Here is an 11827-nt window from a genome sequence, read left to right as displayed (position 1 = left end):
AAATTCACATTTTTTTAACAAAAATATCCACACCTTTCTTTTTACCTTTTTTTCTTAACTTTATGCTTCTAAGATTATAGAAAAAATAATGGATAACAAACCCAAAAAACAAACTGATAAACAACCTTCTGCTGAGCCTCCTTACAAACTATTAAGTTTAAGAACTGGTAAACCAAAAGATTGGGCCGCAGGTATTCCCGGTGTTACAAATGCAATAAAGAGTTTAATCAATGACAAAGCATTGGTAAGAGGTGGAAAAGCTTTGTTTAAAATGAATCAGTTTGATGGTTTTGATTGTCCTAGTTGTGGTTGGCCTGATCCTGATGATGAACGCTCTCCCATTGCTGAATATTGTGAAAATGGGGCTAAAGCTATAGCTGAAGAGACTACTAGTAAAAGAATTACTGCTGATTTTTTTAAACAAAATTCTGTTTATGAACTTTCTCAATTAACTGATTATGAAATTGGGCATTTAGGTCGCCTTTCTGAACCTATGTATCTACCAAAAAATGGTACACATTATGAGCCTATTAGTTGGGATAATGCTTTTAGTAAAATTGCAAAACACTTAAATAAGTTAGAGTCTCCAGATAATGCAGCATTTTACACTTCTGGAAGAACAAGTAACGAAGCTTCTTTTGCATATCAACTTTTTGTACGTGAATTTGGAACAAACAACTTTCCTGATTGTTCTAATATGTGTCATGAAACCTCTGGTTTTACCTTGGCCTCAGTTACAGGTATAGGAAAAGGAACTGCTACTTTAAAAGACTTCTACAATACCGATATCATCATGATTATTGGTCAAAACCCTGGAACTAACTCACCACGAATGTTAAGTGCTTTAGAAAAAGGGAAAAAGAACGGAGCTAAAATTATTGCCGTTAATCCACTCCCTGAAGCTGGTTTAATGGGATTCCGGGACCCTCAAAAAATAAGTGGTATTTTAGGAAAAGGCACACAACTTGCCGATTTACATCTTCCTGTTAAAATTAATGGAGATTTAGCTCTCTTAAAAGCAATCGAACAGTTACTATTACATTTTGAAAAGAAAACTCCTGGTAAGGTTTTCGATCAAAATTTTATCGAAAAAAAAACAGTCGGTTATGATGACTTAATCAAACAAATAGAAAGTTATAATCTAGATGAATTAGCGAAAGCATCGGGTATTTTAAAAGAAGATATTCAAAAAGCTGCGGAAATGTTAGCTTATAAAAACAGAATTATCATTTGTTGGGGAATGGGACTCACACAACAGCCTAACGGGGTTGATATTTTAAAAGAAGTCCTAAACCTGTTATTCTTAAAAGGAAGTATTGGTAAACCCGGAGCGGGTTCGTGTCCTGTACGTGGTCATAGTAATGTACAAGGAAATAGAACAATGTTGATTAATAATCACCCTTCCCAAGAACAATTAGATAAACTTGAGGAAGTTTTTGGTTTTAATCCGCCAAGAGAAAACGGTTATGATGTGGTTGATACTATAAAAGCAATGAATGAAGGAAAGGTTAAGGTACACTTTAGTATGGGTGGTAATTTCTTGTCTGCCACTCCAGACACTACCTATACAGCTAAAGGATTAAGACAACTAGACTTATCTGTTTCTGTTTCTACTAAACTTAATCGAACTCATTTAATTCATGGTAAAGAGGCTTTAATATTACCTACTATTTCTAAAAGTGAGATTGATATGGTTAATGGTGAGCATCAATACACAAGTGCTGAAAATGCTATGGGAATTGTTGAATGGTCTAAAGGAGTATTAAAACCTATTTCTGACAAGCTTATCAACGAAACACATATTGTTTGTAGAATGGCAAAAGCTACTTTAGGAAGTAAAAGTTTAGTTGATTGGGATCGATATATGAATAGTTACGATGCTGTAAGAGATGATATAGAAAAATGTATTCCTGGTTTTGACAACTACAATGTTCGTGTAAAACAAAAAGGTGGTTTTTATTTACCTAATGGTGCTCGTGAAGGAAACTTCAAAACAAAAGAATTTGGAGAACGTGTTCCATTTTCTTTAACTTCTTTACCTGAAAATAAAATAGCCGAAGATGAATACCTAATGGCTACAGTTAGAACACATGATCAGTTTAATACTACTATTTATGGATTAAATGATCGTTATCGTGGTGTTTATAATGAACGTCGTGTAGTTTTTATGAATAAAAACGATATAGAAAAAGCTGGTTTTAAATCTGGTGATAAGGTAGATTTATATAATTATGATAATGACACAGAGCGTATCGCTCCACTATTTATTATTGTTGAATATCCTATCCCTGAAAAAAATACAGTTACTTACTTCCCTGAAACCAATGTATTAGTTTCAATTCATAATACTGTAAAAGGGAGTAACATGCCTGCTTCAAAACATATTAAAATTAAAATTAAAAAGCACAATCCTGACATCTATGATAAAATAGACGGAACTCTTTATAAGAAATCGAACTCATAAACGAGTTTACTCGTATAATTTTAATTTATTTTCTAGTTGTTGAATCGTTTTATGCATAGAATCCATTCTATCAAGCATATTATTAATCACGTCTATACCTTGCATATTTACCTCTAAATCGTAATGCAATCTGATTATTTTCTCTAAAATCGGCAACTGTTCTGTGTGTAAATACTTGTTCGAATCTTTTACTATAAACTCTATGAGCTGAAAAGATTCGATACTTTCTATAAATTGTTCATCTAAATTATGATGAACAATAACTTTTTGTACACTTATTAATTCTTTATCGCTCATATTTATTTCAATTTAGAAAGTTTTGTAAATAACTCTCGTTGTTCATCTGTTAAATTGGTAGGGATATTTACTTTATAAGTAACATACAAATCACCATATTGACCTTCTTTTTTATATTTTGGAAATCCTTTTCCTTTTAATCGGATTTTAGTTCCATTTTGAGTTCCTGATTTTACTTTGAGTTTAACCTTATCAACAAAAGTATTAATCACCACTTCTCCACCTAATACTGCCGAGTATAAATCAATGTTTTGCTCCGTATATAAATTAGCCCCATCACGTTTAAAATTAGCGTCAGGTTTAATATCAAAAGTGATGTATAAATCTCCTTCTGGACCTCCATTTATACCTTCACCTCCATGTCCTTTTATTTTAATTGTTTGTCCATTTTCTACTCCTGCAGGAATGGTTATTCTTATTTTTTTACCATTTACTGTCAATACTTGTTTTTGTGAGGTATAAACATCTCTTAAGTTTAATTGTAATGAAGCATTAAAGTCCTGCCCCCTGAATTGTGCTGTCCTCCTTCCTGAACTTCTACCACCACCAAATGCTGCATTAAAAAAGTCAGAAAAATCAGTTCCATCAAAATCTGAAGATGAATATTGCTGATAAGAGCCTCCGCCACCAAATCCGCTTTGATAACCTCGTTGTTTTTTTGCTTCCTCATAAGCTTCTGCGTGTTGCCAGTTCTCTCCATACTCATCATACTTTTTACGATTTTCAGGATTACTCAACACTTCATTTGCTTCATTAATTTGCTGAAACTTCTTTTTAGCTTCCTCATTATTCGGATTCGTATCTGGGTGATACTTCCTAGCTAGCTTTCTGTATGCTTTTTTTATTTCAGCAGCAGTAGCAGTTTTATTTATTCCTAAAACTTTATAATAATCTATAAACTCCATATCAATTAAATTGACCTAACACACTAAATTTACAAAATATAATTACACTAAACCAATACTTTAGCTCTACACTATTTTTAATGTATTTTTGCATTCTTATTTTAATAATTGAATGACGGTAGAAGATTTAGTAGGAACATATAATATTATTGGTAGTAATCAAGATGAAAACGAAAACACTTATAACGGAACTCTTTCTTTAACTCTTGATGAAAATAATAGAATTCTTGCCAAGTGGCTTATTAATAATGAACAAGAGCAACATGGAACTGGTTTCTTTAAAAACAATATTCTTGTAATTAATTTTAACTACACTGGTGATAACAATACTATTTATAAAGGTGTTGTAGTTTATTCTTGTCTTTCTAAAAATATTTTAGACGGGTTTTGGTCTGAAAAACACGGAAACCCTTTATTTCTTGGTGAAGAACGTTGTTTTAGGGTTCAGGAAAAAGACGAGCTAGTTAACTAAATAAACAACTATAAGAGGTTTAATCGCCTTTTAAGCTCATTTCTATTAGATCTACTTACAGGAATTACATCTTGCTTTATTAGTACACTATTGTCCTCTATATCGATAATTTCATTTGTGTTTATTATATATGACCTATGTACTTTTAAGAATGATTCTGAAGGTAATTTTTCTTCAATCTTTTTTAAAGGACTATGAACTATATAGTTTTTTTCTTCTGTTTTAACTTTAATATAATCGCCTTTAGCTTCTACAACATAAATACTTGGAATGTCAATTTTCACTAACCTTCTATCAATATTCACATACAGTGTATTTGCATCAGTAGGTTGATCTTTTTTTATTGGTTTTACACTATTCTCCTTTTCTATAGCCGCTATAATTTTTTCTACTGATTTTTTAAAACGCTTTAACTCTATTGGTTTTACTATATAGTCAACAACAAAATCGTATTCAAAGGCCTCAACTGCAAAATTTCTATCAGAAGTTGTTAAGACAATTTTGGGCGGATCTTTTAGCGTTTGAATAAGGTCAAATCCCGTAAAATCTGGCATATGAATATCTAAAAAGATAGCGTCAACTTTATTATTATTCAAAAATTTTATTGCTTGTATTGCATTAGAAAACTCTCCAACAAGTTTTAATCCTTCAACTTGTTCACACACTTTTTTAAGAATCATTCTTGACATTAATTCGTCATCAATAACAATACAGTTCATAGTTAATATTTTAAAGTTTCTTTAAAAAAGCAAGCATTACAGGCAATACATTTTCAAAATATTCTTTGTTTTCTATGCTATTGTCTGCAAGATTGTTTTCAAACTCGTTGGTTATTTTATAGCTTTTCTCTAAGCCTAAAATACTCATTTTATGTTTAATTCTATGAACAATTTCTTTTGTTTTCTTTAAATCTCTATTTTTAATATGCGAAAAATAGTTTTCTATTTCTCCTGAAAGTTCTTCTTTTAAAACAGCTACAACTTGCTTTTTAAAATCTTCATCTCCTTTAGAAAGTTCATTTATATATAATAAATTCGGTTGCTCCATTATTGCTTTTTTATTGTAAAAAAGAAAGTTGTTTCTTTATTCACCTCAGACTCTAACCATATTTCTCCTTTATATATATCTACAATTTTTTTCACAATAGATAAACCAATACCAGAGGAGTCTTTCGACTTTTTTAAAGATTGAAAAATCTTGAAAATTTTATCAAAATGCTCCTTTTCAATACCAATTCCATTATCTTTTATTGAAAACTTATAAAAAGAGTTTTGTTCTTTCACATCTATTTCAATAATTCCTTTTTCTTTATCATTAAACTTGATTGCATTACTAATTAAATTTTGAAATAATTGTTGAAACTTTGTTTTGTCTCCTTTTATTATTGGTAACTCTTGTAAAACTTTTATTGAAATATTTTTAGGTATGTACATTACTTTTTTAATTTCTTCAATTAACAAGTTTAAATCAACATCATTATTTTCTTTAACTCCATTAATAATACTCGAGTACTCTAATACATCAGTAATTAACTGCTCCATTTTTTCCAGAGTATTCTCAATATGTTCAAAATTCTGAAGACTTGCTTCGTCAAAAGCTCCTTCATTATCACTTTTAATCCAACTGGTTAATGCATGAATACTTCTAATAGGCGATTTTAAATCGTGAGAAACTATGTGTGCGTATTCCTCTAGTTCTTGATTACTTTTTGCTACTTTTTTTAATAAATCAATATTTTTTCTTTCTACTTTTTTACGTTTTTTAATGTTTATCGCACTTCTTAATTGAAGTGACACCAAATCTGCAATACCTTCTATTGTTTTTAAATGTTCTTCTGTAAAATAATTTTTCTCTTGATGTTCTATGTTTATAACTCCTATTACTTTATCCTCATTTTTTATAGGTACAGTTAATTCCGATAGTTTTGGTGTGAGGTAAACTACATACCTCTTATCTAAACTAGTATCATTTATTATTTCTGAAATGCCTGAGTTTGCTATGCTTCCTACAACCCCTTTTCCAAAGGGTAATCGCATTTTGTCATATATTTTTTTGTTTTCTCTTTCTCTTTTATCAAAGGAAGCTATTAATTCTAATTGTTTTTTCTTCTCATTTACTAAATAAATAACACAATCATCAGTATTTAAATAACTCGCAACATTCTTTGAAATTTCCCAAGCTATTTCGTAAATATCTTCTTTTCCTAAAATAGATTTAGCTGTATTACTTATAACTTCAATTACTTGTCGCTCTTTTCTTTGATTAGTAATATCTCTAATAATTCCTTGAGCGGCTATTGGATTATTATTTTTATCAAAAACCACACTTGAATTTATATTAACCCATTTTACCTCGTTCTTTTTTGTAATAACTCTAGCTATATAGTTTGTGAAATACCCGTTTTTTAATAATTGTGCGTAAGAACTCATAGCATATTCATAATCTTCAGGATAAATAAGACTTACAACGTTTACTTCTTCTTCATTTACATCAAATTCAAATAAATCCACAGCAACATCATTCATTTTCAAAACATTACCATAAACACCCATAACTAGATAAGCATCATTAATATTTTCAAAAATTCCTTTTAGCTGTGAGTTTTTTTCATCTAAAAGGTCTTCTAATTGCTCATTAACTATCTTTAGCTCTTGAGAAATATTAAATAGTTCTAACGATTTTTCTTCTAGTATTTTCTCTGCTTGTTTTCTAGCCTTTTTTTGTCTTTCTAGCGCTCTTTGTAGTATTTCTATTTCTTTTATGCTCACTAATTTTTATTGATAATAAATCTTACTTCAGTTCCGTCATCCTTTATTTTTTCTAATACTATTTCTGCTGAACTATTAAAATGTTCAAACGTTTTATTCATTAAACCTAATCCGAAGTGATGCATTGCCCTGCTAGATTTATATAGCAATACAAGTGAATTTTCACTTTTCTCTTCTACAAGAAATGTTGGAAGTTCTGCATCTGGATATATCTTTTTTACTTCTACATGAATATGATCTTCAATTGATGATAACATCTCTATAGGACCTTTATATGTAGCTAAAATCCCTGGATAACTATCTTCTAAAACCGAAAAAAAGTGTTCTGCATACACTAACAACAAATCATCTGTTGAGATTCCTGTATTATTACTTAAGTTCTGCAGCAATTGTAACATTTCAGAAAACTTGTATGTACCAATAGCTGTATAAACTCCATCAGAGTCTAACTCGGATTGTTCTATAATTTTATCTACCATTTCGATACCAAACTTATCCTCTACTAAATCTAAGAATTCGGTAAAAACAATCCCTTTCATATTCTATTTTTTAAATTCATTAAGACTCCAATAGTCTATTATTGCTCCTATCTTTTTTTCATAATCTTGATACTTTAAAGGCTTCAAAACATATCCTGCTATTCCTAATCTGTAACACTCCGTAATATCTTTATCATTATCTGAGGTTGTTAGTACAATGGTAGGAATATGTTTTAATCTTTCATCTTTTTTTAAAATAGATAAAAACTCAATACCGTTAGTATCAGGCATATTCAAATCTAATAAAATTATATTTGGTAAATCCTTTTCTAAAAAAGATAAAGCTTCTTTTCCATTGTTTGCTTGCGTAATTGTATGATTTTCTAAAACAGGTGAAATAGCTCTATTAAACTTTAACACTTCTATCTTATCATCCTCTATTAAGAGTATTTTTATTTTTTTATTCAAAACCTTAGATTAAAAACTAATTTGATAAAAATAAATTAAATCTAAAGTTATGATTTTTTTCTTTGATAAAGAACTATTTATCTATAGACGAAATGCGTTTTACTATAGACGAATTGATTTTTTACTTTTTTCGCCTACTTTTGAAACAAATATTTTAAACTATGCAATGCCCTTGCAACCCTAACAAAAAGTATTCTGATTGCTGTCAAAAAGCACATCAAAATATTCATTCAGTTACCTCAGCTGAAGCTTTAATGCGTTCAAGATACAGTGCTTTTGTACTAGCAAATATTGATTACCTACAAAAAAGTCACCATAGTAGTACCAGACCTTCTAAGCGAGAAAAGAAAGAAATTTTAGCTTGGACAAAAACTGTTAATTGGATAAAGCTAGAAGTGCTACATGCAACAGAAACTACTGTTGAATTCAAAGCTTTTTTTATGGAAAAAGGCAATATCGATGTAATTCACGAAAACTCAATTTTTTGTAAAGAAAATGACCATTGGGTATATCTTGGTCAAAAATAAGACTGTCAAAAACAATGTCATTTCGACCTAAGGGAGAAATCTTTTGGATATTTGTTACTCATTTGCAAGAGATTCCTCCTCGTACCTCGTCGAAATGACATTCTAAACAGTCTCATTAATATTACACCAAGAATTCAAATAAATTAGGTTTATCATTTAGGTATTCACCATAAAAGTTTCGCTGTTTCATTCGATGAATCAATGGTTGTAAGTCTTCTTTTTTTTCTAGTTCTATACCTACAACAGCAGGACCATTTTCTCTATTAGTTTTTTTAGAATATTCAAAAAAAGTAATATCGTCATTTTCTCCCAATACCTCAGCTACAAATTCTTTTAAAGCTCCTGCACGCTGAGGAAAACGAACAATGAAATAGTGTTTCAATTTACTGTACAACAATGCTCGTTCTTTTATTTCAGCCGTACGAGTTATATCATTATTACTTCCGCTAATAACACACACTACATTTTTATCTTCCAGTTCTTCTTTGTAAAAATCAAGAGCACTTATCGTCAAAGCTCCAGCAGGCTCAACCACTATCGCTTCTTTATTGTACATCTCTAAAATGGTTTGACATACTTTTCCTTCAGGAACCGTAATCATATCCGATAAATTCTCTCGACAGATTTTGTAGGTCAACTCCCCTACTTGTTGTACAGCCGCTCCATCAACAAACTTATCTATGTTTTCTAATACAATGTTCTTATTTTCTTCTAAGGATTTTTTCATAGAAGGTGCTCCTGCTGGCTCTACTCCTATAATCTTTGTTTTTGGAGACAACAATTTAAAAACACTTGATAAACCAGAAGCCAATCCACCACCACCTACAGGTACAAAAACATAATCTATAGGTTGTTGTGATTGTTCTAAAACCTCCAAGCCTACTGTAGCTTGCCCTTCAATAATTTTTTCGTCATCAAACGGATGTACAAATGTTTTTTGCAAACTATCCGATAAGAGTTTTGCTGCCTTATAAGCATCGTCAAACGTATCACCTATCAATCGAATGTCTACAAAATCACCCCCAAACATTTTTACCTGTTCTACTTTTTGTTTTGGTGTTGGTGCAGGCATATAAATAGTTCCGTAGATTTCTTTTTTTCTACATGCTAAGGCAACTCCTTGGGCATGATTTCCTGCACTGGCACACACAATTCCATTAACTAATTCCTCCTCTGTTAATGAGCTTATTTTATTATAAGCGCCTCTAATCTTGTACGAACGGACTTGCTGTAAATCTTCCCTTTTTAAAAAGATGTTTGCGTTAAATTGTCTAGATAAATTGAAGTTTTCTTGCAGTGGAGTAACTGCCACAACCTCTTTTAAAGTTGTAGCAGCTTGCTCTATTGCTTCTAATTTAGGAAAATAAGTTTCTTTTTGAACTTCCATACGATTATGCTAAAACAGGTTCTTCTTGACTGACATTGGTTTTTATTACCTTCATAGCCGTCATTGCTTCTCGCAATTCTGCTCCTACTTTTTCAATAGGATGATTACGAATTACTTTATTCACTTTAATTAATTCAAGATTATCTACTTCGTTGGTAGCACTGTATTCTTTTCCAATAACATCAGTATTTACCGATTTCATAAAATCAGTCAATAATGGTTTTGCTGCATGGTCAAATAAGTAACATCCATATTCAGCAGTATCAGAAATAATACGGTTCATTTCAAACAACTTCTTACGTGCTACAGTATTGGCAATCAATGGTAATTCGTGTAACGATTCATAGTATGCAGATGCTGAAATAATTCCTGATTTCACCATGGTTTCAAAAGCCAACTCAACTCCAGCTTTTACAAAAGCAACTAACAAAGTTCCTTTATCAAAATAGGCTTGTTCTGAAATTTCTTCAGAAGTAGCAGCAGTTTTCTCAAATTGTGTTTCTCCAGTAGCCGCTCTCCATGTTAATAGATTTACATCATCGTTTGCCCAGTCTTCCATCATGGTTTTTGAAAAGTGTCCTGACATGATATCATCCATGTGTTTGTTAAATAATGGAGCTAACACTTCTTTTAATTCTTCGGAAAGTTGATAAGCTTTAATTTTTGCTGGGTTCGATAAACGATCCATCATATTGGTAATTCCTCCATGCTTTAATGCTTCTGTAATGGTTTCCCACCCATATTGAATTAATTTAGATGCGTATGCTAGCTCTACTCCTTCTTCAACCATTTTATTAAATGACAAAATAGATCCTGTTTGTAACACTCCACATAAGATAGTTTGCTCACCCATTAAGTCTGATTTTACCTCAGCAACAAACGACGATTCTAACACTCCTGCTTTATGACCTCCTGTTGCATACGCATAGGCTTTTGCTTGTGCCAATCCTTTACTCTCTGGATCATTTTCTGGATGCACCGCAATTAATGTAGGTACACCAAATCCTCTCAAGTATTCTTCTCTTACTTCTGTTCCTGGACACTTAGGCGCTACCATAATTACGGTTAAATCCTTACGGACTTGCATTCCTTCTTCAACAATATTAAATCCGTGAGAATATGATAAAGTCGCTCCTGACTTCATTAATGGCATTACCGCATTTACAACTTGAGTATGCTGTTTATCTGGTGTTAAATTACACACCAAATCAGCAGTTGGAATCAATTCTTCATACGTTCCTACTTCAAAACCATGCTCTGTTGCATTTTTATAGGATTGACGTTCTTCTTTAATAGCTGCTTCTCGCAATGCATACGAAATATCTAACCCTGAATCACGCATGTTTAACCCTTGATTCAATCCTTGTGCTCCACATCCTACAATTACCACTTTTTTGCCTTCTAATGCTTTAGTTCCTTCTGAAAATTCTTCAGCATTCATGAATCTACATTTTCCTAACTGTTCTAATTGTTCTCTAAGTGATAATTGATTGAAATAATTTTTCATTTCTATTGTATTTGTGTTGTTTGTTTATGCTTTTATTAATTGTAATAGTTTTGATACTGGCATTTCATCTTTCGTAATAGCTATTCTACCAGATCGAACAAATTGCATGATACCATGCTTATCTAAAATGTGATATAGTTCTTCTACTTCTTCTTTGGTACCAGATTTTTCAAGAACAAAAAAGCTTTTGTTTATATTAATTACCCTTGATTTACTTTGATTGATGATGGTTTGAATTTCATCATTTTGAATCAGTAAGTCTGTACTTAATTTAAACAAGCATGATTCTTGGTAAATTGTTGCTTCATCCGTATGATAAAAAGCCTTGATTACCTCTACTTGCTTTTCAATCTGACCTATGATTTTTTTAACTTGTTCCTCAGTAACCTTCACTAAAAGCGTAAATCTAGACACACTTTTAATTTCAGATTTTGATACGTTCACACTTTCTATATTCAAGTGTCTACGTAGGAATATTGCTGATATTCTATTTAACAATCCAACATTATTTTCTGTATAAATTGAAATTGTATAGGTGTTTTTTGTATTCATA

The 11827-nt window shown here is 31.1% G+C and carries 13 protein-coding genes; 3 read left to right on the top strand and 10 right to left on the bottom strand.

All coding sequences use genetic code 11. The features are described from left to right. The first annotated feature begins 88 nt into the window (after positions 1-88). Positions 89-2464: an FdhF/YdeP family oxidoreductase gene (locus ACKTTR_RS06800; protein WP_408027123.1), complete on the top strand. Its 2376-nt coding sequence runs from the start codon at positions 89-91 to the stop codon at positions 2462-2464. Positions 2465-2470: 6 nt separating this feature from the next. Here the strand turns inward: ACKTTR_RS06800 and ACKTTR_RS06795 are convergent, their stop codons facing one another. Together ACKTTR_RS06795 and ACKTTR_RS06790 are read right to left on the bottom strand one after the other, a co-directional pair. Continuing rightward, complete coding sequence (locus ACKTTR_RS06795; RefSeq protein ID WP_408027122.1) at positions 2471-2761, bottom strand: chaperone modulator CbpM; 291 nt, start codon at positions 2759-2761, stop codon at positions 2471-2473. A gap of 2 nt (positions 2762-2763) precedes the next feature. After that, positions 2764-3666, bottom strand: coding sequence for a DnaJ C-terminal domain-containing protein (locus ACKTTR_RS06790; protein ID WP_408027121.1), 903 nt, complete (start codon positions 3664-3666; stop codon positions 2764-2766). 112 nt (positions 3667-3778) lie between these two features. Between ACKTTR_RS06790 and ACKTTR_RS06785 the strand changes: the two genes are divergently transcribed. Then, on the top strand, positions 3779-4138 hold the full coding sequence (locus tag ACKTTR_RS06785; RefSeq protein WP_408027120.1) for a hypothetical protein: 360 nt from the start codon (positions 3779-3781) through the stop codon (positions 4136-4138). 8 nt (positions 4139-4146) lie between these two features. On the opposite strand, the gene ACKTTR_RS06780 is transcribed toward ACKTTR_RS06785, so the two are convergent. From ACKTTR_RS06780 to ACKTTR_RS06760, 5 genes are read right to left on the bottom strand one after another with little or no spacing between them, the layout of a single operon-like run. Next, positions 4147-4857 (bottom strand): LytR/AlgR family response regulator transcription factor, encoded by a 711-nt coding sequence (locus tag ACKTTR_RS06780; RefSeq protein ID WP_408027119.1) that lies wholly within the window; start codon positions 4855-4857, stop codon positions 4147-4149. 10 nt (positions 4858-4867) lie between these two features. After that, complete coding sequence (locus tag ACKTTR_RS06775; protein WP_408027118.1) at positions 4868-5185, bottom strand: Hpt domain-containing protein; 318 nt, start codon at positions 5183-5185, stop codon at positions 4868-4870. Further along, the gene (locus ACKTTR_RS06770; protein ID WP_408027117.1) at positions 5185-6906 is read right to left on the bottom strand and encodes a GAF domain-containing sensor histidine kinase; all 1722 of its coding nucleotides are present in this window, start codon (positions 6904-6906) and stop codon (positions 5185-5187) included. Before ACKTTR_RS06770 ends, ACKTTR_RS06775 begins: the two co-directional genes overlap by 1 nt. After that, a complete protein-coding gene (locus ACKTTR_RS06765) occupies positions 6906-7445 on the bottom strand; it encodes a heme NO-binding domain-containing protein (RefSeq protein ID WP_408027116.1) in 540 nt (179 codons plus the stop codon). The genes ACKTTR_RS06770 and ACKTTR_RS06765 overlap by 1 nt, the downstream gene beginning before the upstream one ends. 3 nt (positions 7446-7448) lie before the next feature. Then, positions 7449-7853 (bottom strand): response regulator, encoded by a 405-nt coding sequence (locus ACKTTR_RS06760; protein WP_408027115.1) that lies wholly within the window; start codon positions 7851-7853, stop codon positions 7449-7451. A 161-nt stretch (positions 7854-8014) separates the two neighbouring features. Here ACKTTR_RS06760 and ACKTTR_RS06755 point away from each other — a divergent pair, with 161 nt between their 5' ends. After that, entirely contained in the window at positions 8015-8380 is a 366-nt protein-coding gene (locus ACKTTR_RS06755) for a YchJ family protein (RefSeq protein ID WP_408027114.1), read from the top strand. A gap of 121 nt (positions 8381-8501) precedes the next feature. Here the strand turns inward: ACKTTR_RS06755 and ilvA are convergent, their stop codons facing one another. From ilvA to ilvN, 3 genes are read right to left on the bottom strand one after another with little or no spacing between them, the layout of a single operon-like run. Then, a complete protein-coding gene (gene ilvA / locus ACKTTR_RS06750) occupies positions 8502-9767 on the bottom strand; it encodes a threonine ammonia-lyase IlvA (RefSeq protein WP_408027113.1) in 1266 nt (421 codons plus the stop codon). Between the two features lie 4 nt (positions 9768-9771). Then, complete coding sequence (gene ilvC / locus ACKTTR_RS06745; RefSeq protein WP_408027112.1) at positions 9772-11274, bottom strand: ketol-acid reductoisomerase; 1503 nt, start codon at positions 11272-11274, stop codon at positions 9772-9774. A gap of 24 nt (positions 11275-11298) precedes the next feature. Beyond that, complete coding sequence (ilvN, locus tag ACKTTR_RS06740) at positions 11299-11826, bottom strand: acetolactate synthase small subunit (protein WP_408027111.1); 528 nt, start codon at positions 11824-11826, stop codon at positions 11299-11301. Between the last annotated feature and the right edge of the window lies 1 nt (position 11827).

The organism is Tenacibaculum litoreum, from assembly GCF_964513915.1.
Taxonomy (GTDB): domain Bacteria; phylum Bacteroidota; class Bacteroidia; order Flavobacteriales; family Flavobacteriaceae; genus Polaribacter; species Polaribacter litoreum.
This window is presented reverse-complemented; position numbering and strand designations above follow the sequence as displayed.